The 22,655-nt window shown below is 43.5% G+C and carries 26 protein-coding genes and 1 pseudogene; 25 read left to right on the top strand and 2 right to left on the bottom strand.

All coding sequences use genetic code 11. The features are described 5' to 3' along the window. The first annotated feature begins 66 nt into the window (after positions 1-66). From ACTNA4_RS04375 to ACTNA4_RS04290, 18 genes are all read left to right on the top strand, one after another. Positions 67-381 carry an STAS domain-containing protein gene (locus ACTNA4_RS04375; protein ID WP_427806265.1) on the top strand — a complete coding sequence of 105 codons (315 nt, stop codon included), beginning with the start codon at positions 67-69 and terminating at the stop codon, positions 379-381. Then, positions 381-851 carry an anti-sigma F factor gene (spoIIAB, locus tag ACTNA4_RS04370; RefSeq protein WP_441028698.1) on the top strand — a complete coding sequence of 157 codons (471 nt, stop codon included), beginning with the start codon at positions 381-383 and terminating at the stop codon, positions 849-851. The genes ACTNA4_RS04375 and spoIIAB overlap by 1 nt, the downstream gene beginning before the upstream one ends. After that, positions 830-1,543 (top strand): RNA polymerase sporulation sigma factor SigF, encoded by a 714-nt coding sequence (sigF, locus tag ACTNA4_RS04365; RefSeq protein WP_427818869.1) that lies wholly within the window; start codon positions 830-832, stop codon positions 1,541-1,543. The genes spoIIAB and sigF overlap by 22 nt, the downstream gene beginning before the upstream one ends. A gap of 70 nt (positions 1,544-1,613) precedes the next feature. Continuing rightward, the gene (locus ACTNA4_RS04360) at positions 1,614-1,793 is read left to right on the top strand and encodes a hypothetical protein (protein ID WP_427818870.1); all 180 of its coding nucleotides are present in this window, start codon (positions 1,614-1,616) and stop codon (positions 1,791-1,793) included. Beyond that, on the top strand, positions 1,777-2,442 hold the full coding sequence (locus ACTNA4_RS04355; RefSeq protein WP_441028696.1) for a stage V sporulation protein AA: 666 nt from the start codon (positions 1,777-1,779) through the stop codon (positions 2,440-2,442). Before ACTNA4_RS04360 ends, ACTNA4_RS04355 begins: the two co-directional genes overlap by 17 nt. After that, on the top strand, positions 2,402-2,818 hold the full coding sequence (locus ACTNA4_RS04350; RefSeq protein ID WP_427806270.1) for a stage V sporulation protein AB: 417 nt from the start codon (positions 2,402-2,404) through the stop codon (positions 2,816-2,818). Before ACTNA4_RS04355 ends, ACTNA4_RS04350 begins: the two co-directional genes overlap by 41 nt. Before the next feature lie 19 nt (positions 2,819-2,837). After that, on the top strand, positions 2,838-3,290 hold the full coding sequence (locus ACTNA4_RS04345; RefSeq protein ID WP_441028694.1) for a SpoVA/SpoVAEb family sporulation membrane protein: 453 nt from the start codon (positions 2,838-2,840) through the stop codon (positions 3,288-3,290). A 173-nt stretch (positions 3,291-3,463) separates the two neighbouring features. Further along, positions 3,464-5,188, top strand: coding sequence for an EAL domain-containing protein (locus ACTNA4_RS04340; RefSeq protein ID WP_441028692.1), 1,725 nt, complete (start codon positions 3,464-3,466; stop codon positions 5,186-5,188). Between the two features lie 47 nt (positions 5,189-5,235). Then, positions 5,236-7,494 carry a diguanylate cyclase domain-containing protein gene (locus ACTNA4_RS04335; protein WP_441028690.1) on the top strand — a complete coding sequence of 753 codons (2,259 nt, stop codon included), beginning with the start codon at positions 5,236-5,238 and terminating at the stop codon, positions 7,492-7,494. A gap of 214 nt (positions 7,495-7,708) precedes the next feature. Next, complete coding sequence (locus tag ACTNA4_RS04330) at positions 7,709-7,912, top strand: hypothetical protein (protein ID WP_427806276.1); 204 nt, start codon at positions 7,709-7,711, stop codon at positions 7,910-7,912. After that, a complete protein-coding gene (locus ACTNA4_RS04325) occupies positions 7,909-8,919 on the top strand; it encodes a stage V sporulation protein AD (RefSeq protein ID WP_427806277.1) in 1,011 nt (336 codons plus the stop codon). The genes ACTNA4_RS04330 and ACTNA4_RS04325 overlap by 4 nt, the downstream gene beginning before the upstream one ends. A gap of 60 nt (positions 8,920-8,979) precedes the next feature. Next, positions 8,980-9,336, top strand: a complete 357-nt coding sequence (locus ACTNA4_RS04320; RefSeq protein WP_427806278.1) for a SpoVA/SpoVAEb family sporulation membrane protein — start codon at positions 8,980-8,982, stop codon at positions 9,334-9,336. Between the two features lie 76 nt (positions 9,337-9,412). After that, positions 9,413-9,928, top strand: a complete 516-nt coding sequence (locus tag ACTNA4_RS04315; protein WP_441028688.1) for an NUDIX hydrolase — start codon at positions 9,413-9,415, stop codon at positions 9,926-9,928. Between the two features lie 13 nt (positions 9,929-9,941). Further along, the gene (locus tag ACTNA4_RS04310) at positions 9,942-11,582 is read left to right on the top strand and encodes a Na/Pi cotransporter family protein (RefSeq protein ID WP_427806280.1); all 1,641 of its coding nucleotides are present in this window, start codon (positions 9,942-9,944) and stop codon (positions 11,580-11,582) included. Positions 11,583-11,716: 134 nt separating this feature from the next. Then, positions 11,717-12,250 carry an AAA family ATPase gene (locus ACTNA4_RS04305; protein WP_427806281.1) on the top strand — a complete coding sequence of 178 codons (534 nt, stop codon included), beginning with the start codon at positions 11,717-11,719 and terminating at the stop codon, positions 12,248-12,250. A 109-nt stretch (positions 12,251-12,359) separates the two neighbouring features. After that, positions 12,360-13,124 (top strand): ABC transporter ATP-binding protein, encoded by a 765-nt coding sequence (locus ACTNA4_RS04300; protein ID WP_427806282.1) that lies wholly within the window; start codon positions 12,360-12,362, stop codon positions 13,122-13,124. Beyond that, complete coding sequence (locus ACTNA4_RS04295; RefSeq protein ID WP_441028686.1) at positions 13,121-14,677, top strand: COG1361 S-layer family protein; 1,557 nt, start codon at positions 13,121-13,123, stop codon at positions 14,675-14,677. Before ACTNA4_RS04300 ends, ACTNA4_RS04295 begins: the two co-directional genes overlap by 4 nt. Then, positions 14,634-16,010 carry an ABC transporter permease gene (locus tag ACTNA4_RS04290; RefSeq protein WP_427806284.1) on the top strand — a complete coding sequence of 459 codons (1,377 nt, stop codon included), beginning with the start codon at positions 14,634-14,636 and terminating at the stop codon, positions 16,008-16,010. Before ACTNA4_RS04295 ends, ACTNA4_RS04290 begins: the two co-directional genes overlap by 44 nt. A gap of 98 nt (positions 16,011-16,108) precedes the next feature. Here the strand turns inward: ACTNA4_RS04290 and ACTNA4_RS04285 are convergent. Both ACTNA4_RS04285 and ACTNA4_RS04280 read right to left on the bottom strand, forming a co-directional pair. Next, positions 16,109-16,368, bottom strand: a pseudogene (locus ACTNA4_RS04285) (IS5/IS1182 family transposase); the annotation flags it as partial. Between the two features lie 12 nt (positions 16,369-16,380). Continuing rightward, positions 16,381-16,644: a hypothetical protein gene (locus tag ACTNA4_RS04280; protein WP_427806286.1), complete on the bottom strand. Its 264-nt coding sequence runs from the start codon at positions 16,642-16,644 to the stop codon at positions 16,381-16,383. A gap of 133 nt (positions 16,645-16,777) precedes the next feature. Between ACTNA4_RS04280 and ACTNA4_RS04275 the strand changes: the two genes are divergently transcribed. From ACTNA4_RS04275 to pstB, 7 genes are all read left to right on the top strand, one after another. After that, entirely contained in the window at positions 16,778-17,596 is an 819-nt protein-coding gene (locus tag ACTNA4_RS04275; RefSeq protein WP_427806287.1) for a glucosaminidase domain-containing protein, read from the top strand. Between the two features lie 136 nt (positions 17,597-17,732). Next, positions 17,733-18,245 carry a cysteine hydrolase family protein gene (locus ACTNA4_RS04270; protein WP_441028684.1) on the top strand — a complete coding sequence of 171 codons (513 nt, stop codon included), beginning with the start codon at positions 17,733-17,735 and terminating at the stop codon, positions 18,243-18,245. A gap of 90 nt (positions 18,246-18,335) precedes the next feature. Continuing rightward, on the top strand, positions 18,336-18,983 hold the full coding sequence (locus tag ACTNA4_RS04265; protein WP_427806289.1) for a GTP pyrophosphokinase: 648 nt from the start codon (positions 18,336-18,338) through the stop codon (positions 18,981-18,983). 245 nt (positions 18,984-19,228) lie between these two features. Next, positions 19,229-20,143 (top strand): substrate-binding domain-containing protein, encoded by a 915-nt coding sequence (locus tag ACTNA4_RS04260; protein WP_441024156.1) that lies wholly within the window; start codon positions 19,229-19,231, stop codon positions 20,141-20,143. Between the two features lie 19 nt (positions 20,144-20,162). Next, positions 20,163-21,050: a phosphate ABC transporter permease subunit PstC gene (gene pstC, locus ACTNA4_RS04255; protein ID WP_427818877.1), complete on the top strand. Its 888-nt coding sequence runs from the start codon at positions 20,163-20,165 to the stop codon at positions 21,048-21,050. Continuing rightward, positions 21,043-21,918, top strand: a complete 876-nt coding sequence (gene pstA / locus ACTNA4_RS04250; RefSeq protein WP_441028682.1) for a phosphate ABC transporter permease PstA — start codon at positions 21,043-21,045, stop codon at positions 21,916-21,918. The genes pstC and pstA overlap by 8 nt, the downstream gene beginning before the upstream one ends. Next, on the top strand, positions 21,905-22,654 hold the full coding sequence (pstB, locus tag ACTNA4_RS04245) for a phosphate ABC transporter ATP-binding protein PstB (RefSeq protein WP_441028680.1): 750 nt from the start codon (positions 21,905-21,907) through the stop codon (positions 22,652-22,654). Before pstA ends, pstB begins: the two co-directional genes overlap by 14 nt. Position 22,655: the final 1 nt, after the last annotated feature.

Here is a 22,655-nt window from a genome sequence, read left to right as displayed (position 1 = left end):
GGTTCTGTGGTAAGGCATATGACAAAAGCGTCCGTTGGGCGTGAATTAATAAAAGGAGGAGTATCTATGCAGTATCAGGTTGAAGAAAATTGTCTGACGATTTTTCTGCCAAAGGAGGTGGATCATCACAATGCGGAAGAAATCAGAAAAGAGGCCGATCAGGTCATTGCAAAGAAGCATATTAAGCATGTGATATTTGATTTTAGCAGTACGAATTTTATGGACAGCTCCGGGATTGGAGTCATTATGGGAAGATATAGGCAGATCTATCTTCTCGGAGGTGAAGTCTGGGCGGTTCATGTGGGAGAACGCATGAAGAAAATCCTGAATATGTCAGGGGTAACCAAAATTATGCAGCTTTATGAGGAGGATATGGAGTAATGGAATATGCAGCAGAGGGAAAGAAAAATGAGATGGAGCTGGTATTTGACAGCCTGTCAGAAAACGAAGGATTTGCAAGAGTTGCCGTGGCGGCATTTATGACACAGATGAATCCGATTCTGGAGGAAGTGTCCGATGTGAAAACAGCAGTTTCCGAAGCCGTTACAAATTCGATTATTCACGGCTATGAGAAGGAAAAAGGCAAAATACGAATTTATTGTTGTGTTTCAGGAAAGGAACTTTACTTAGAAGTGGAAGATTATGGAATCGGAATTGAAGATGTTCAAAGAGCGATGGAGCCACTTTATACTTCGAAACCGGAGCAGGATCGTTCCGGTATGGGGTTTGCATTTATGGAAGCGTTTATGGACAAAGTAGAAGTAGAATCCATTCCCGGCGAAGGGACGATCGTTAAAATGAAAAAAACAACAGGAGACAGTAATCAAATATGGAACACACGCTCGCTTTAATCCAAAAATCTCACGAAGGAGATGAAGAAGCGAGAGCACAATTGGTGGAAGAGAATACCGGACTAATCTGGTGTGTGGTAAAACGATTTTATGGAAGAGGCGCAGAAGCGGAGGATCTGTTTCAGATTGGAAGTATCGGTCTTTTAAAAGCAATTGATAAATTTGATCTGTCTTATGATGTGAAATTTTCAACTTATGCAGTTCCAATGATTTCAGGAGAGATCAAACGTTTCTTGAGAGATGACGGAATGATCAAAGTAAGCAGGTCTCTAAAAGAGCTGGCATACAAGGCTTTTGCATGTCAGGAGGAATTACAGAGAAAATGGGGAAGAGAGCCAATGCTCCATGAACTTGCAGAGTGTATGGGGGTAGAAAAGGAAGATCTGGTCATGGCTATGGAAGCAAATGCAGAAGTGGAATCGATTCACAAAACGGTTTATCAGAAAGATGGGCAGGAGATTCAACTTCTGGACAAGCTGAAAGAGCAGGAATCTGGAGAAGACCGGGTACTGGAACGAATTTTGTTCAGAGAACTGCTAGAGCAGCTCGGAAAGGAGGAAAGACAATTGATCTATCTTCGATATTTTGCGGACAAGACTCAGACAGAAGTTGGAGAACAACTGGGAATTTCTCAGGTTCAGGTGTCAAGAATGGAGAAAAAGATATTGGAAGAGCTCAGGAGACAACTATAAAAAAACAAGAAAACTGCATATTTTACAAAAAAGATGACATACTACCAGCAGAAAGAGAGGTGTGTGGATTATGGAAAAAACAAAAAGAAGGATCCGCATCTTACTGCTGGCAGTTTTGATGTTTGCGGTCATTATCGGAGCAGTTTACTATTTTCAGACCATGGAATACTCGGACGATCGGACAGAGGGGACTCTGGTTGCAAAAATGTATGGATGGGAAGGGGACAACTGCTATGGCATCCGGAAATGATATTTTGTATATAAAAGGGGAAAAAAACACAGAGGTATCAAAGCTGGAAGTGACGTTGGGAGATTTACTTTCTATGGAATGCAGTAATCAGAATGTGCTGAATAAGGTCAAAACTCTGCGGATTCTGAAAATTCCCGAAAAAGGGCAGCATCGTTTTGTTATATCGGTTCTAAAAGTGATTGAATGCATTCATAAGGAATATCCGAACCTGACGATTCAGAATGAAGGAGAGATCGATCTTATCATCACATATGAAAACCCGAAAAAGCAAAACCGGCTGTATCATCTGGCCAAAGTCTGCGTTATTTCGGGGATTACATTTCTGGGAGCTGCTTTTTCCATCATGTCGTTTAATAATGATGTCGGAATAACGAAAATGTTCGGTCAGATCTACAGTCAGGTAATGGGGCATCCGTCAGACGGCTTTTCTCTGCTGGAACTCACATACAGTATTGGTCTGATTATAGGGATACTGGTATTTTTCAATCATTTTGGAGAAAAGAGGTTCTCTGTAGATCCGACGCCTATGGAAGTGGAAATGCGGCTCTATGAAAACGATATACAGTCAACTCTGATCGAGGCATACTCCAGAAAGGAGATGGAGCTGGATGTGGGGAAAACAGATTCTTCTGGGAATACTGGGGCTTAGTGCCGGAATGGGAACGGCAGCAGGACTGTTCTCATTTATCATCGGATTAGGAGTTGTTTCGGATTTTGCCGATCGAACCCATACAGGAGAAAAGATTCTGTGGTATGAGGACTGTATAGCAGCCGGAGGAATTCTGGGAAATCTCTTCTGGGTCTATCAGATCTGGATTCCGGGGGGAAGATGGCTGCTGTCTGTGTTCGGATTATTCTCCGGAATCTTCGTGGGCTGCTGGTCTATGGCACTGGCGGAGGTGCTGAATATTTTCCCTATTTTTGTGCGAAGAATAAAATTGATAAAGTGTATTCCGTTTCTGATTCTGGGGATGGCACTCGGAAAAGGAATCGGAGCAATCTGGTATTTCTACATGAGATGGTAAAAAAGAATGTGGTTGGAGGATGCAAATGAAACAGAATGGTTATGAAAAGTATGTAAAAGAAAGAACTCCAGTAAGAAAGCTGGGACCGGATATGGCAAAAGCTTTTGTGACAGGAGGAGTGATCTGCGTGATAGGGCAGGGGATTCTGAACTATTGTGAAATGCTGGGATTGGATCAAGATACGAGTGGAGGGTGGTGCTCTATGATTTTGGTGCTTTTGAGTGTGAGCCTCACCGGAATCGGAGTGTATCCGAAGATTGCAGACTGGGGAGGAGCAGGTGCGCTTGTGCCGATTACGGGATTTGCCAACTCAGTAGCTGCACCGGCAATCGAGTATAAGAAAGAAGGACAGGTCATGGGAATCGGATGTAAGATCTTTACGATAGCCGGACCGGTCATTCTATATGGAATCTTTACAAGCTGGGTATTAGGAATCATATATTGGATCGGAACAGTGACCGGAGTGGTGTAAGCCACTCCTTTATTAGTTTCGTGTGTAAAAATGGAAAAAGTGCTCATGTTTATCTAGTAAAACACAGCATATTTTGGTAAAATGAAACATATAGTGGCATTTTGGACAATCATGCTGCTGAAAGGAGTATTGTATCAAAGATATGAAAGGACAAAAGATCGGGGAGGGGTACTGTGAAAACGGGAAATAGAATGCAAAGTGAAAGAACGCATAACAATGAGTGCGATCATCTTACCGGGCTTTGCAGCAGAGAAGCGTTTTACTTGCAGGTCTCAGACATTCTGGAGAAAGATCCGGATACGCAGTATGATATGGTCGTAGCAGACGTAGAGAACTTTAAAGTGGTCAATGAACGTTTTGGAATCAAAAATGGAGATAAAGTGCTTTGCTACCTGGCGGATAAGTATCAGAGACTTCTGAATGGAGAAGGAATCTGTACCCGTATGCATGGAGATGTATTTGCTATGCTGATCCGGCATGGTGACGGAAGCTGGAAGGAACGGATTCTATGGCAGTTTGGAGAAAATGAGAATGAGATGGAATTTCGAAATCTGGTGATCAAATATGGAATATATGAGCATGTAGATCGCAGAATCGTACCGTCCGGGATGTGCGACAGAGCTGTACTGGCGCTGAACCGTATCAAAAAGATGTACGGTAAAAATGTAGCTATGTACGATGACTCTCTTCGTGCAACACTTCTTCGTGAACAGCAAATCCTTGATACGATGGAAAGAGCGTTAAAAGAACGCCAGTTTCAGGTTTATTATCAGGCAAAATATGATATCAATACAGAGAATATCATCGGAGCAGAGGCATTGGTGCGATGGATCCATCCGGAAATGGGATTTATGTCTCCGGGGGAGTTCATTCCGTTATTTGAAAAAAATGGATTTATTGTAAAAGTGGATTATTATGTGTGGGAGGAAGCATGTAAAATACTGAGAAAATGGAAAGAGGAAAACAGAACGATGATTCCAATCTCTGTCAATGTTTCTCGGGTGGATTTTGAATTGCCGGGACTCGTAGAAAGGATCACCCATCTTGCAGATCAGTATGAGATCGAACGAAAATATCTGCATCTGGAAATCACGGAATCGGTTTACACCGATGAACCGCAGCAGATCATACAGATGGTGAACAAACTTCGCGAGAATGGATTTAAGATTGAGATGGATGACTTTGGATCAGGATATTCTTCGTTAAACATGCTCAGTGAACTCTCGGTTGATACTTTGAAGCTGGATATGAAGTTCATACAAAAGAACTCCAATGACCGGAAAAATATTCTTGGGTTTATCATTAGCTTGTCAAAATGGCTGAATCTGTCTACGATTGCAGAAGGCGTGGAGACGAAAGAGCAGATTGAAAAGCTGAAAAGTTTCGGCTGCGATTATGTGCAGGGATATTACTACGCAAAACCTGTACCGTATGAGGAGTTTGAACAGCTGTTGGATAAAAAGACAGAAAGCAAAGCATCGGTTGATGTGATTGCGAAGGAAGAAGAAATATTGAAAATATGTAGTGGAGAAAAATATTCGATTCTGATTGTTGATGATAATGAAATGAACAGAGAACTACTGAAATCAATGCTGGAAGAGTATTACACTGTGCATGAGGTTTGCAATGGTCAGGAGGCAATGGACTATCTTTTGGAGCATCCTGGAAAGATTTCCCTGATACTTCTGGATATGGTCATGCCGGTCATGGATGGCTTTCAGTTTATGAAGAAAAGAAAAGAGATAAAAGAACTTGCCGGAATTCCGGTCATCATTACGTCTGAATCAGAGAATGACAGTGAAGTGATGGCACTGCGTCTGGGAGCGGAACGGTTTGTGGGAAAACCGTATCATAGAGAACTCCTGATGCTTTCGGTGGAGAAGGTTATTGGAAAATAACTTCTGAAATTGGGGTTTATTCTTCCGATAATGACGGAGGGAATGAGATGAAAAAGTGGTTTAGAGAGAATAAAAAATATGGTTACCTTCTAGTCTTTATTTTGGCAGTTCTCTTTCTGGTCGGTTCACTGTTTGATTTCAGTATGCTTGTGATGCGGCATGAGACGAATCAGGGATATGAGAATCTGAGATATACGAACGAACAGCATTCTTTGATCGTACAGAATCAGATTGATCAGTATTTTGTGGCACTTATCAAGGATGCGTTGTTGCTTAGCAAGCAGGAACTTACAGATCAGGAAACATGTCTGGAATTTTTTGAACGGTTGATGGAACTTCCGGATATGGATTTCGGTGTTTTCGGCATAGCGGATTTGGAGGGAAATACATTTCTGTCAACAGGAGAAAAGACTCAGGTGAAGGACAGGCAGTTCTTCAAGGAGGCGGTGAATGGCAGGCAGTATATTACCGAGAAAAAAGAAGAACTTATGGCTGTCATCGCGGTTCCGATTATGGATGAGGATGAAAGGGTAAAGGGAGTTCTGTATGGTGAAATTCCGCTGGATGATATGGAACTGTTTAATCAGATTCTGGAGGAGAAACAGGCTAAATATTTATTCCTGCTGGACAGCGATGGTAATTATATCGTCAGATATGGAATTACACTAAAAGAAAAGAGTTTGATAGAAACGTTGGATATGGTCCGATTTGATAAGGACAATCCACAAGTACATAACAGCACACAGGTGCTGGAAAAAATGAAGAAAAAGGAAGAGATTCTGTATGCAATCAACCGTGGCCAGAACGAGGAGATTGGAGTGCTCACGCCGATTCCTGACAGCTCCTGGTATTTATGTGAAGTGACGAACCGGGAGACGATTATCAAGGATGTGAGATATTATCAGCGGGATATGATGCTTCTGACGTTCAAGCTTCTTACAATGGCAGTTGTTTTGATAGGTATTTACATGTACTATACAGTGAAGGAAAAAAAGAAAATCAAGCAGCTTTATACGGAACTCAGCCTAAATGAAGAACTTTACAGAGTAATCGCAGAACACAGTGAACAGTGTATATTTACCTATGACGGGACCACGAAGAAGATTCAGTTTATGAATGAAAAATATCGAGAATTCGGAATACTGCAGCAGGATATTGATCTGAACTGGATATTAAAAGAACTGCAGAAGAATAATTTGTCAGCATGTCACCGGGTGGAAAATCTTGCAGCATCGGTATATGATTATGTGCCTGAGATGGAGGTTGAGCTTTTGATTCAGATCAACGGACAGAAACGATTTCTCAAAGTTTGTCTGATCAATCTATTTGACCAACATAAGCTGGTTGCACGTTCCATCGGAATCATTGAAGATATAACCGAGCAGAAAGAAAATGAAATGATGATGCGGCGGGAACAGGAGTTCCGAAAATCGCTTCTTGCAGACTGCCTTGGGTATCTGGAAGTGGATGTGGGCGAAGATATGATCACCGATAATTCATTTGATCTTGGAACGACGGAAGAGATGAAAGGCTCATTCAGTACAATGATCCGGTTTTATGTGGAGAAAAAGGTGGTGCCGGAGCATCGCGAAAAAGTATTGATGCAGATGTCAAAACAGGCGATTGAGGCAAATTGCAAGTGCGGAGTTTGCGACATGACTCTGGAATATCAGACGATAGAAAAAGATGGGAAGCACTACTGGACAGAATGTGAAATCAGGGCAAAGCAGTCAGAAAACAAGAAAAAGATGACAGCATATCTGGTATACCGGAATATTGATGAAAAGAAAAAAGAGAAGATGAGACTTGAAATAGAGGCTATGACAGATGTGCTAACGGGAGCACTCAAAAGAAACGCAGCAGTTGAACGAATGAAAAAGATGGAGAAGAGTGCACTCCCGGAGGAGCGGTGCCACGTCTTTATGATACTGGATATGGATAATTTTAAACAGCTGAATGATACGCTCGGACATATGTGTGGAGACCAGGCTCTGAAGGATTTTGTCGAAAAAGCAAGACAAAATTGCCGCCATGATGATATTATCTGCCGTCTGGGGGGAGATGAATTCATAATTATCATGAATGCAGTTCCCCGAGAGAATGTAGAGAAAAAGGTGTCTGAGCTTCAGAAAGTGTTCAGGACGACTTATGAAAAAAATGGTTTTGAAGTAGTGGTAACGACGTCGGTCGGAGTGGCGCTGATGCCGGATCATGGAAATGATTTTGATAAGTTGTATGCTGTCGCAGATAAAGCACTGTATGCGGTAAAGACCAGTACAAAAGACGGATATTGCATTGCCGGATAGAGGGAGAAAAGCACTGGATGTGTATGAGCAGGCATATGATGCTTTGATAGAAGCTTTATAGAGCAGTCCTGTTGTGGAAGCGGAATAGATTGGATAATGTTTCCAGCTTAGAAACGGAAGATATGAGTTATACTATGCAGGTAAGAAAATCATTTTAGAAGATGACTTAAAAGATTATCTGATTTATCAGGATGAAATGACAGGAGAAAGAAGTATGGAAGAAAGAAATGTAAGAGAATTGCCGATCGGTTTTACAATGAATCTGGCAATGAATGAGAAGGCGATGAAAGCATTTTCCAATATGGATGAAATGCAGAAAAGGAGTGTAGAAGAAGAAAGCAGACGAGTGAAATCTAAAAATGAAATGGAGAATCTTGTGAACCGTCTGGCACAGGAAGAAATGGGGTGCCGGCAATGAATCACATGAAAGGGATGCAGAGCATTTTATTTGGAGAATCTCCGTTTCTTACCAGCAGCGGCTCGGTAGTTGGAAAGAAAGAGAGTGAAGGTCCGCTGGGAAAAAAATTTGATATTGCGTCAGACGACGATCTGTTTGGAGAGCAGACATGGGAAGCGGCGGAAAGCACGATGCAGACTATGGCCTGTCAGCTTGCGATGAAAAAGGCAGGAGTTATGCCGGAAGAGATTCGGTATCTCTTTGGCGGTGATCTGCTTCGCCAGGGAATTGCAACTTCAATGGGTGTGGAGGAGCTGAAAATACCCATGTTCGGACTTTTTGGAGCTTGTTCTACCTCCGGGGAGGCGATTGCACTTGCGTCAATGACGGTAGCAGGAGGTTACGCAGAGCAGGTTCTGGCAGTAACCTCCAGTCATTTCGGGAGTGCGGAAAAAGAGTTCCGGTTTCCGCTTGGATATGCGAATCAGAGGCCGCTTTCCGCGTCTTGGACTGTGACCGGAAGCGGGGCATTTCTTGTGGGCAAAAAGAAGAGTCATGTGCGAATCGGTGGTGTGACAATTGGAAAAATAGTGGATTACGGTATGAAGGATTCACAAAATATGGGAGCCTGTATGGCGCCTGCGGCCTGTGATACGATTTTGCAGAATCTTGCGGATTTCGGATATCAGACAAGTGATTATGACCGGATCATAACCGGAGATCTGGGATATGTAGGACAGACGATATTATTTGACCTGATCCGTAAAAACGGAGAAGATATCAAAGAAAATCATATGGACTGCGGAATGCTGATCTTTGACCAGAAAACACAGAACACCAATGCCGGAGGAAGCGGCTGCGGATGTGCGGCGGCAACACTGTCTGCATATATTCTTCCAAAACTGGAAAAGGGTGAGTGGAAGCGAATCTTATTTGTACCGACCGGCGCACTGATGTCTACCGTCAGCTATAACGAAGGAGAAAGCGTACCGGGAATCGCACATGGAATCATTCTGGAACACTGTTAGAAGGAAAAAGCAGATTGGATGAGGCATAAGAAAATGTAACAGAGACAGGAGGAGAGACAAATGGATTATGTGAATGCATTCTGGGTAGGCGGGCTGCTCTGTGCACTGGCACAGATTCTGCTGGATCGTACGAAGATGATGCCCGGAAGGGTTATGGTGTTTTTGGTTGTGACAGGCTGTATTCTGGGATTTACCCAGATTTTCAAACCCTTGCAGGAATATGCGGGTGCCGGTGTGAGCGTGCCGCTTCTGGGATTTGGAAATACATTGTGGAAGGGCGTAAAAGAGGCAGTCGATCAAAACGGATTTATCGGAATCTTCATGGGAGGATTTAAGGCCAGCGCGGTAGGGATCTGTGCTGCTCTTGTATTCGGATATCTGGCATCCTGGATTTTTGAGCCGAAGATGAAGAAATAAAAAACTTCATTGTGTTCTCGTATAAAGAATGATACAATCAAAATTGACGGAAAATGTCTGAAATGAGGACGGAACAATGGTATTAACAACACTATGCTATATTGAAAATGAAGATTCTTATCTGATGCTTCATCGTGTCAAAAAGAAAAATGATGTAAATAAAGATAAATGGATTGGAGTCGGTGGAAAGTTTGAGCCGGATGAAAGTCCGGAAGAATGTCTGCTGCGGGAGGTATGGGAAGAGACGGGACTGCGTCTTACTTCCTACCGCCTGCGCGGTGTCCTGACTTTTTTGAGTGAAGGATGGGAATCAGAGTATATTTTTTTGTACACGGCAGATGGTTATACCGGTGAGATCGGTGAGTGCCGGGAAGGTACACTGAAGTGGGTGAAAAAGCAGGATCTTGAAAAACTGAATCTGTGGGAAGGAGATAAGATTTTCTTCCGACTTTTGAATGAAAATGCTCCGTTCTTCTCTATGAAGCTCTGTTATTGTGGTGACGTATTAAAAGAGGTTATCCTGAACGGACACCGAATCATACCGGAATGTACGGAAACAGGGCAGTCTGACATTTCAAACAATCATACATAAGAGGAGAAAAAGCATGGATTATGTAAGTATTATCATCCCCTTTGTCGGGGGACTGGGAATGTTTATCTATGGAATGCAGATCATGGCACAGGGACTGGAGAATGCTGCCGGGGACCGCATGAAATCACTGCTGGGAGTCTTGACGAAAAATAAGTTTTTCGGTGTGCTTCTAGGAGCATTTATCACGGCAGTAATCCAGAGTTCTTCCGCCACAACGGTCATGGTGGTCGGTTTTGTCAATGCCGGAATCATGAATCTGCAGCAGGCCATGGGTGTTATCATGGGAGCCAATGTAGGTACAACGATCACCGGCTGGCTGGTGTCCAGTGTGGAATGGGCCGAGTTCCTGAGTCCGTCTACGCTTGCGCCGCTTGCAATCATGCTTGGTGTTATCATTATGCTGACCGGAAAGCGGCGTTCATCAAAAGATGTTTCCAGTATCGTGATCGGGTTTGGACTTCTGTTTGTCGGAATCTCAACGATGTCCGCATCCGTTGCACCACTTAAGGATTCAGAGGCGTTCTGCAGTATTTTTGTGAAATTGGGACACAATCCGATACTTGGTATTATTGCAGGCGCGGTTGTGACGGCTGTCATCCAGAGTTCTTCTGCATCGGTCGGAATCCTGCAGAGTCTTGCTGCAGCGGGACTGGTACCTTTCGGTGCTGCAATCTATATCATCATGGGTCAGAATATCGGTACATGTGTGACTGCGATCCTTTCAAGTATGGGAGCGAAGAAGAATGCCAAGACAGCAGCGCTGATGCATCTTCTGTTTAATATTATAGGAACCGTCTTATTCAGTATTGTGGCAATCATTTACTTGAAAACAGTAAACCCCGCATGGGCAACAGGAACAATAACGCAGACACAGATCAGTATGGTGCATACGATATTCAATATTGCGACAACTGTAATGCTTTTCCCACTTTCCGATTATATTATTAAACTTGCGAAGAAGATCGGTAAAGTCGAGGATGGTGAAAAAGATGACAGTATGGTACTCCTTGATGAACGTATGATGGAGACGCCGAGTCTTGCACTTCAGTCTCTGTTTTCAGAAGTTATCAGAATGGGACATATTGTTGAAAAGTCACTACAGGTGGCCAAAGATGTCTTGTTCTCATTGAATGAAGACGAAATTCAGCTTCTTAGGGAGGATGAAGAGACTGTCGATAAGCTGAGTGCCGGAATTACATCTTATGCGATCAAATTGACTTCACTGCAGATCAGTCAGAGAGAACATCAGGATGTTGCCCACATCCTTCAGGTCGTATCTGATATGGAACGTATCAGTGATTACTGTGAGAATATTTCCGAATTTGCAGAAGCTCTGGCTGAGAAAAAGGTGATGTTCTCAGAAGTGGGAAGAGAACATCTGACAGAGATGATAGAGGTTTGTACAGATAGTTATCTGAACGCGTTGAAGGCGTTTGAAGAAAACGACAAGGACAGCGCACTTAAGACAATTGAGAAAGAGACGGAAGCGGATGGAATGGAGATCTCGCTTCGCGCAAAACATATCGAAAGGCTGACGAACAACCAGTGCAATACAGAAGCAGGTATTGTATTTCTGGATACGCTTGTATGCATGGAACGTATTTCCGATCATGCAAGAAATATTGCGGAAGAAGTGTTGGAAGCACATAATTAATCGATCAGACTTTGTAAAACAGACAGGATTTCTTTGAGAAAAGCTGTCTGTTTTTTCTTCTCGTGATTGCGGCAAAAGATAGAATATTGTATAATATAATCAACTATTTTCAGATAAAATGGGAGGCGGTCAGTATGAAAAAAAATGTGATTATTACTATTGGAAGGCAATTCGGAAGCGGTGGACACGAAGTCGGGAAGCGTTTGTCCGACAGACTCGGCATACCCCTTTATGACCGCAACCTGATTCAGATGGCAACCAAAGAAATGGGGCTTTTGCCGGATCAGTCCGATGAAGGGCAGCTCAGTAAAGAAGTCTTTCAGATACAATCTGATCTGATCCGTAAGCTGGCAGATAAAGAGCCCTGTATCATTATCGGGCGATGTGCGGATTACATTCTGGAAGGGCGGCATACCTGCCTGAATGCTTTTGTTTATGCGGAGATCAGGGACAGAATTCACAGAATCATGAGAATCTATAATCTGAATGAAGAAGAAGCATGGGAAAAAATCAAGAAAACCGATGCGGAACGAAAAGAATACTATGAGAAGCATACCGGAAATACATGGGGGAGCATTGAATCTCACCAGATGTTATTTAATGTTAGTCTCATGGATATTCAGGACGTGGTGGATACGCTGGCAGCTATGTATCGGGCAAGAAGATAGTCTCTCTGTTCCTTCTGCGGAAAATTAAGATAATCTTAACTAATTTCACCGTTTTTATGTAGAATTATCCGATATACTGAGTACATAACTTTGTGAGAGGAGGAGTTTCATGGAGAATGTTATCGAAGTACATAATCTGTATAAACTCTACCGCGTCGGAGACAGTGTGGTTCGTGCGCTGAATGGTGTTGACTTTGAGATCCATCAAGGTGAATTCTGTGCGATAGTCGGGACATCCGGATCCGGAAAATCCACACTTCTGAATATGCTGGCAGGACTTGAAAAGCCCACAAAGGGAGAAATCATCATAGGCGGTCAGCATATTGAAAAGCTAAAGGAAGACGAACTGGTCAGTTTCCGGCGGGATAATGTAGGATTTATCTTCCAGTCTTTTCACCTCATCGGTACAATGAATGCTCTGGAAAATGTGGCGCTGCCACTTACTTTCAGAGGGGAGGGAAGGACGAGTAGATTGAAAAAGGCAGATCAAATGCTGGAGCTGGTCAATCTGAAGAAACATAAGAAACATCTTCCGAACCAGATGTCGGGCGGACAGCAGCAAAGAGTCGGGGTCGCCAGAGCACTGGTCGTGAACCCGAAGATCATATTTGCGGATGAACCGACAGGCAATCTGGATTCGCACACCTCTGAAGAGGTGATGAAGCTGATGCAGGATGTGGTACGCAAACAGAACAAAACCCTGGTTATGGTTACGCATGACGATCATCTTGCCACTTATGCGGACAGAGTCTTTCACATTATTGATGGAGAAATTGTACGAATCGAGGATAACAGAGGCAGGAAAGAGGCACTTCAGACGCTGAAGGAAGAGAAGAAAGAGAAAAAAGCAGAAAACAAGGAGCAGAGAGTATGAAAAAATTGAGAAAACTGGGAGCAATCATGATTTGCCTGGCAGTTCTGATGGGAGTGGTGCCGGCAATTCCGGCAAGAGCGGAAGAAACTTCTGTGGGGATTCCCATGCTGAGCGTGCAGGCAGCCGATAATACGATTTTAAGTTATAAGTATTCGGAAACGAAGAAACTGAAACTGACTGCCCAGAATACGGGAGGTGTGAATCTGAAAAATATACGGATTACACCAAGGGTCAGTGAAAAGATTGAAGAATGGCCGTTTGAGATTGAGAACAAAGATTATACTTATGGTATCGATCATATGGAACCGGGTGAGAAACTGACGGTAGAATTTGAGTTCACTGCCCGTGAAAATGTCAGCCTTACATATTACAAACTTCCGTTTGATTTTACGGCAGAAGCGGATGATGAATCCGGAAGAAAAATTGACGGCGAATATGGAATTTATGTAAAGACGATTGCGAAGGAAGAAGAAAAATCACAGGACAATCAGTCCGGTCAGAATAATCAGGGCGGACAGACGACACAGGAACCGTCCGGAAATACTGGAACGAGCGTTGACGACCTTCCAACAAACTATGGGGATGCAGGCGGTATCACAAATATAGACGGAGGATCCTCCGGAGGCGGAAACGTATCAACTCCGCGTGTGATCGTGACCGGATTTTCAACGAATCCGGCAGAAGTGAAGGCAGGAAGCGATTTCCGCCTGACGATTCATTTGAAAAATACTTCCAAGAAGACGGCGGTCAGTAATATGCTGTTTGATCTGAGTTCGCCTACAGAGGGAAGTGATGAGACGGCTTCCCCGGCATTTCTCCCATCTTCCGGTTCCAGTTCCATTTATCTGGAGAAGATCAAGGCAAACGGAACACAGGATATTTCGATTGAACTGAATGCAAAATCAGATCTGGTACAGAAACCGTATAGTGTGGAAATATCGATGAAATATGAAGATTCGGAAGGCGGACAGTACGAGAGTATGTCTTCGGTTTCTATTCCGGTCAAGCAGGATGCAAGATTTGAATTCAGTGAGTTCGAGATCAATCCGGCAACGATTTCTGTCGGGGAAGAAGCCAACATTATGTGTGAGCTGTATAACCTCGGAAGAGTCAAATTATACAACGTGAAAGCAAGGTTTGAAGGAAACGGTATTAAGACGGAAGAAATTTTTGTGGGAAATGTAGAATCCGGAGCAACGGCGAGCATCGACGGAATGCTGCTGGCGGAAGAGGCGACAGCCGGTTCGGAGACGATGAAAATGATACTGAGCTATGAAGATGAATCCGGAAATGTGACGGAATCCGAGAAAGAGTTTCAGCTTGAGATTATGGAAGCAATCATGGATGATATGAATATGGACGATACCATGATAGAAGAATCGAAATCATCTCTTCCAATCATACCGATTATTGTAGGACTTTTGATCATTGCGGCGGTGGTTGTAGGAATAATGATCATGAAAAAGAAGAAAAAACGCAGACTGGAAGAAGAGGAGGAAGGCTTAGTCGATGAGTATCATAGACTTATTGAGGATGAGCATCGGGAATCTTAAGAGACGGAAGCTCCGGACATTTCTGACAGTTCTGGGTGTGATTATCGGTACAGCCTCTATTGTTGTTATGATTTCTCTGGGAATGGGACTTCAGCGTTCGCTGTATGAAGAGGTGGAACAGTCGGGTGGTCTTACGATGCTCACGGTTACCGGAAAAAGCGCCGGTGATGCCATGACGTATTATGGCGGTGAAGAAGATGATACGACCAAGTACATTACCGATGATACAATCAAGGAAATTGCGGGTGTGGAACATGTAACCCTTGCTGCGCCGGTCTATGAGATGAGTGCCTATGCGTTAAAGGGAAAATACATGGGCTATATCAATCTGATCGGAACCACCAAAGAAGCAATGGAAGCACAGAATATGCCTCTGAAGGAAGGCGGAAGCTTTCCGAAGGAGGGAGGCAATGTATTGGAGCTGGTCTATGGAAACGGTGTACTGATGCAGTTTTATGACAAAAACGGAGGAAGCGGATACTGGGAAACAGGTGAGCTTCCGGATATTGATCTGGAGAAGGATTCACTGTTCCTGATTCTGGATGTGCAGTCATATGATGATATGAGGTACGGTGATGGTTCGTCCGGAACTACGCATACTGCAAAAAAGCATGTCGTCAAGGCAAGTGGTGTGGTGGATGGAGACGTGGAAACATATACACCATTTTACTATAGTGCTTATTGTGATGTGACAACGTTGAAAAATATGTTGAAAAAAGAGTTTTCCGGAAGAGTGATTCCGGGGCAGCCATCAACAAAGACGGGTAAGCCATATAAATTCTTTGCTTACTCTTCTGCCAGAGTGAAAGTGGATGATCTGGATCATGTAGAAGAGGTTTCCAATACGCTTCGGGAACTGGGATACAATGTAGACAGCAACATCGAATATATGGAGAGTATGAAGAAACAGTTCGCTATTGTTCAGGCGGTTCTTGGGGGAATCGGAGCGGTATCTCTGCTGGTCGCAGCAATCGGAATTGCCAATACAATGATGATGTCTATCTACGAACGCACAAAAGAAATCGGTGTATTTAAGGTTCTGGGCTGCAGCTTAAAGAATATCAAGCAGCTCTTCCTTCTGGAGGCAGCATTCATCGGTTTCCTTGGAGGAGTGATCGGAAATATATTAAGCTTCGCAATATCCGGTGTGATCAACTTTGTTGTAGGAAGTGCCGGAGATGCGATGGGAATGAGTAGCGGAATCTCTTATATTCCGCCCTGGCTGGCACTTGCATCTATAGGATTTGCGGTACTGGTCGGAATGGTAGCGGGGTATTTCCCTGCACTAAGGGCAATGCGGTTAAGCCCGCTGGCGGCTATTAGAAATGAGTAAATAAGAGGGCGTCGCAAAATCATCAAATTAGATGATTGATCGATGCCCTCGCTCTATATGTGCAAAAATCCGGAAGGAATCTCTTGATTGGTTGTTTCATGATATCCCATATTTTCACGTATGCTGATATCCTGCTTGAAACTGCGTTTTTCCATTTATCATAGGTCTGCGGTTTGATATACGGTTTTTGTTTCTGCTCCCGCAGGTATGTATAACTCTCTTCGCTTTCATAACCGGAATCCGCTGCAACAATATATTCGCTGTCTACACCGATCTGCACGTTATATCCCGGTTTTAACTGGGCGTTTCTCATGTGATTGTCTTTCATATGCATGAACGTAGCATCCGGGTCTGTTTTACAACGGCCCCCTTATTCTTCAATCACATGAATTTCCAAATAATCAAAATCAATAGAATCCACAAAATTATCCTGATAAAATCGTGCCTTTGCATGCCGCTTAAATTCATTTATCGTAGAATCCAGCCAGATCGGCTTGCTGAGATCAAATTCATAACAGACCTCGTCCAATGCACGAAAAATCTTATGTGTTCTTGTATCATCGCTGTCGTCACAGATGGTAGTATCTCTTAACATACGGTTATCTTTAAATTCTTTCGCCCATAATCGGAACATCACTTACACTCCTTATCAATCAATCTTTTCTCAGTATATCGAATTCAAAAGAGAAAGTAAATCCTTTCATAATGGAAATATTTTGTGTAAAATAGAATAGTTATAAAGTAAGAAAGCGCGGTGGACAAATTGCATGAGACAGATTATAAATAGGCTGGAAAAAAGATTAGGCAAAAAGAATGTACAGATATTGATTGCAATACTGGTGATGGCATTGGTATGCGGAGCTATGCTTTTAGAACAGAAGATTCTGAATAGGTTCGACAACAAAGTGAAAATACAGCAGACAGAAAAGTTTGAATGTACGCCGGAGAAAGAAGACGAAAGGGTTGGAACAGAAGAAAACAGTGTGGCAGAGACGGGGGGCAGTGAGGCGGAAGCGATAGAGGCGTCGATTGTTCCCGGACAGTATCCGATCATGGGGGAAAGCAGCATCCAGACCTGGCAGATGGTGGAATACTTTGAAGAGAGTGGAGAAAGCTATCCGGCGGATGCGCTTGCCAAGGGAGGAGCTCCCGATATCGAGACGTTTTGCCGGATATATTATGAAGAAGCGGTTCAGGAAGGAGTAAGGCCAGAGGTTGCATTTGCACAGACAATGAAAGAGACAGGATGGCTTCAATATGGTGGTGATGCGAAGATCACGCAATATAATTTTGCAGGGATCGGTACAACAGGCGGAGGCGTTCCGGGAAATAGTTATCCGGATGTGCGTACGGGAGTCAGAGCCCAGATCCAGCATTTGAAAGCATATGCGACAACAGAAGCGTTGGCTGAAGAATGTGTCGATGATCGTTATGATTATGTGACGAAGGGATGTGCGCCTTATGTAGAATGGCTGGGGCAAAAAGAGAATCCTCAGGGATATGGATGGGCGACCGGTGAAAACTATGGTTACGATATTGTGGAAATGATCCATGATATGTGGAATACGAAAATTTTTATTAAATAACTCTCAAAGCAATGCAGAGGGAAGTCAGAGTATGATACAATATGTATAGAGATGTCTAGCACGTTAAATATTCATGATGATAGGCGAAAGGACGCTCTCGAATAAAAGAATTATGTGTTAAGGGGGCTAAGTGAAGATGAAGAAATTACTGGTTGTCGTTGATATGCAGAAGGATTTCGTTGATGGTAGTCTCGGGACACCGGAGGCCGTGGAAATCGTACCGGGCGTAGTGGAAAAAGTGAAAGATGCGAAAGAAGAAGAGACGGATATCGTATTTACCAGAGATACACACGGAGAAGATTATCTAAAGACACAGGAAGGAAGAAAGCTTCCGGTTGTACATTGTGTAGAAGGAACTCCGGGATGGGAGATCGTTGGGGCTTTGAAACCATATGTCGAGAAGGTAATCGACAAGCCTACATTTGGAAGTACACAGCTTGCACATTTTGCAGCACAGAGAAAATATACGGACATCGAATTGGTAGGGCTTTGCACGGATATTTGTGTTGTGTCCAATGCGTTGCTCTTGAAAGCAGCATTGCCGGAGGCAAATATCAGCGTAGATGCATCCTGCTGTGCAGGGGTTACACCGGAAAGTCATAAGGCAGCTTTAGAAACGATGAAAATGTGTCAGATTGATATTCTATAATGTATTTTGGATTTCGGGGTTATATGAAAAGAGGGGAAATCCGCATGCATTATAGCAGAAAGAAGTATAAGAAGTAAAGGAGAGAACTACATGCAAGCAGCACTTAAGAATTATGACGATGTGGACAGTTGGAAGACCGTCATGTTTCTTTATAATGCCGCACTGAAGGAAGTTGGAACGAAGCTGGAAATATTGAATGACGAATTCCAGCATGTTCACAGCTACAATCCGATCGAACATATTAAGACCAGAATCAAGACACCGGAAAGTATTGTCAAGAAGCTGAAGCGGAACGGGCACGAGACTTCCATTGAGAATATGGTGCGATATGTCAATGATATTGCGGGAGTAAGGCTGATCTGTTCGTTCACATCGGATATTTACCGCCTCGCGGAGATGATTGGGAAACAAAGTGACCTGAAAGTTTTATCCATTAAGGATTATATTAAGAATCCGAAGGAAAGCGGTTATAAAAGTTATCACATGCTGGTGTCTGTGCCGATTTTTCTTTCGGACAGTGTGGTGGATACGAAGGTTGAGATCCAGATCCGGACCATAGCTATGGATTTCTGGGCAAGTCTGGAGCATAAAATCTACTATAAATTTGAAGGAAAGGCACCGGACTATATCAGTCAGGAATTACGGGAATGTGCGGATATGGTATCTGCACTGGATGATAAGATGCTTTCGCTGAATGAAGCAATCACCGCATTGGCTGGAGAACGCTATACTACCTGAAATGAATAAGAAATCTGCAGAGAGTTTTCCCGCAGAGTTATATATAGAAAGACATCCGACTAAAATACGGCCGGATGTCTTTTTGTGCTGCCATGCATACGTCTAAAAAGATCCGGAGACGCTTTTAAATCCCGGAAAACTTTACAAACACTTTACATACTCTCCGTTTTGGATTTTACATTACTCCTATATGATATCACCTGTAAAGAAAAACAGGAATAACCAAATGGAGGAAAGTGGTAATTATGAAACTGAGAAAGTTATTAGCAATGACATTAGTAGTGGCAATGACCGGAGCTCTTGCAGCCGGATGTGGAAGCAAATCAGAAGAGACTGGAGCAGAAGGGGAAGGAAAACAGCAGACAGCAGAATGGGATGCTTCCAATGATATTACGGTAGTTTCCAGAGAAGACGGATCCGGTACAAGAGGAGCATTTATCGAACTTTTCGGAATCGAGCAGAAAGATGAAAACGGAAATAAGGTAGACCATACAACAGAGGATGCCAATATTACAAACAGTACAGAAGTTATGATGTCAACCGTAGCAGGCAATGAATATGCAATCGGATATGTTTCACTGGGATCTCTCGGAGACAGCGTGAAAGCGGTGAAGATCGACGGTGCGGAAGCAACAGAGGAAAACATCAAAGCCGGTACATACAAAGTATCAAGACCGTTTAACATTGCAACAAAAGATGAGATTTCAGACATCGCACAGGATTTCATCAATTTCATTCTGAGCGAAGAAGGACAGAAGGTTGTGTCTGAGAACGGATACATTTCACTTGATGATGTAAAACCATATGAATCAAACGGAGCAACCGGTAAAGTAGTTGTGGCAGGATCTTCTTCTGTAACACCGGTTATGGAGAAATTAAAAGAAGCATATCAGAAAGTAAATTCCGGAGCTGAAATTGAAATCAACCAGAGTGATTCTACAACCGGTATGACTTCCGCAATGAGCGGCATCTGCGACATCGGAATGGCATCCCGCGAACTGAAGGATGAAGAAGCACAGGAACTTACTTCTATCGTAATTGCGACAGACGGTATTGCAGTAATCGTAAATAATGACAGTCCGGTAGAGGAACTGACAAGTGATCAGGTGAAAGCAATCTTTACCGGTGAAACAGTTGCCTGGGATGAAATCGTTAAATAAATAATATGAGGTACTTCATATGAATGCATGGAAAGAAAAACTCATGCAGGGTGTGTTCTTTATTGCCGCCTGCACTTCGGTGCTGGCGGTAGCACTCATTTGTGTATTTTTATTCATAAATGGTGTCCCTGCAATGAAAGAAATAGGATTTGTAAAATTCCTGACAGGTACGGTATGGCGTCCGAATAATGACATATACGGAATTTTCCCGATGATCATGGGTAGCATTTACGTCACAGCCGGTGCAATCCTGATCGGTGTACCGATTGGAATTCTTACATCCGTGTTTATGGCAAAATATTGTCCGAAACAGATCTACCCGGTGTTGAAAGGCGCAACAGAACTTCTGGCAGGAATCCCTTCGGTCATTTATGGATTTTTTGGGCTTGTGGTCATGGTTCCGGCAATTCGGGAATTCGGGAAAACACTCAGACAGGCAGGAATTTTGCATAAGGGTGGAGACGGGAATTCGATCCTGACGGCATCTCTTCTGCTTGGAATGATGATTCTTCCGACGATTATCGGTGTGACGGAATCCAACATCCGCGCGGTTCCGTCACAGTATTATGAAGGCTCTCTGGCGCTGGGAGCAACACACGAACAGAGCATTTTCAAGGTTGTGCTTCCGGCTGCGAAATCCGGTGTGATTGCCGGTGTAGTTCTGGGAATCGGACGCGCAATCGGTGAGACGATGGCAGTAATCATGATAGCCGGAAACCAGGCGCGTCTTCCGGAAAGTATTTTCGAAGGAGTACGAACCATGACTGCAAATATCGTCCTGGAAATGGGATATGCGTCAGGACTTCACAGAGAAGCGCTGATTGCTACAGGCGTCGTGCTCTTTGTATTCATTCTGATCATTAACTTCAGTGTAGCGTTATTGAACAGGAGGGGTGAGAATGAGTAAAAAAAAGATCAAACAAAAATTGATTTCTTACAAGAATGCACCCGGCTCCGCAGTGCTCGCACTTCTGGTTCTGCTTAGCGCGTTCCTGACTTTTGCGGTACTGTTATTTCTGATCGCGTATATTTTGATTCATGGAATCCCTTATATTTCCGCAGATTTATTTGCGCTGGAATACAATTCGGATAATGTTTCCTTATTCCCGGCGCTGGTCAACACGGTTGCAATGACGCTGCTTTCGCTGATCATTGCGGTACCTTTGGGAATTTTCTCTGCCATTTTCCTTGTGGAATATGCAAAAAGAGGCAACCGGTTTATCGGAGTTATCCGTCTTACTACAGAGACCTTATCGGGAATTCCGTCAATCGTATACGGACTTTTCGGTATGCTGTTTTTTGTGACGACATTAAAATGGGGATTATCGCTGCTTGCCGGAGCATTTACCATGGCGATCATGATTCTTCCGCTTGTCATGCGTACGACGGAAGAGGCATTGAAATCTGTCCCGGATTCCTATAGAGAAGGAAGCTTCGGACTCGGAGCAGGAAAACTGCGTACGATTTTCCGAATCGTACTTCCGAGTGCGGTACCGGGGATTCTTGCAGGTGTGATCCTGGCAATCGGACGTATCGTCGGTGAGACGGCAGCGCTCATGTATACATCAGGAACCGTTGCACAGGTACCAAAGAATGTAATGGGATCCGGACGTACCCTGGCACTTCACATGTATGTGCTTGCAAATGAAGGTCTTCATACGGATAAGGCTTATGCTACGGCAGTGATTCTGTTAATTCTGGTTATTGGTATTAACATGTTATCCGGAGTGATTGCGAAAAAGATTACGAAAGGAAATGGAAATGGCGAAAATTAGTGTGAAAAATCTGGATTTATATTACAGCGATTTTAAAGCGCTGAAAAATGTAAATCTGGATATAGAGGAAAATAAAATCACGGCATTTATCGGCCCCAGTGGTTGTGGAAAATCTACTTTATTGAAATCTCTGAACCGAATGAATGATCTGGTGGAAGGGTGCCGCATTGAAGGGAAAATTCTCCTGGATGGCGAGGATATTTATGGAGATATTGATGTGAATCATTTGAGAAAGCGGGTCGGAATGGTGTTCCAGAAACCAAATCCGTTTCCGATGAGTATCTATGATAATATTGCTTACGGACCGAGAACACATGGAATCCGTTCCAAGGCAAAACTAGATGAAATTGTGGAAAAATCCCTTCGGGATGCGGCAATCTGGGAGGAATGCAAGGACAGACTGAAAAAGAGCGCACTGGGAATGTCAGGCGGACAGCAGCAGAGACTCTGTATCGCGAGAGCACTTGCGGTACAGCCGGAGGTCCTGCTGATGGATGAACCGACTTCGGCGTTGGATCCGATTTCAACATCGAAAATAGAAGACCTTGCGATGGAACTCAAAAAAGATTATACTATTGTCATGGTCACGCACAATATGCAGCAGGCAGTCCGTGTGTCTGACAATACGGCATTTTTCCTCCTGGGTGAAGTAATTGAATATAATGATACAGAGAAGCTATTCTCAATTCCTTCTGACAAACGGACAGAAGACTATATTACAGGGAGGTTTGGATAAC

The organism is Bariatricus sp. HCP28S3_A7 (genome assembly GCF_052066375.1).
In the GTDB taxonomy this organism is placed as follows: Bacteria; Bacillota; Clostridia; order Lachnospirales; family Lachnospiraceae; genus Allocoprococcus.
This window is presented reverse-complemented; position numbering and strand designations above follow the sequence as displayed.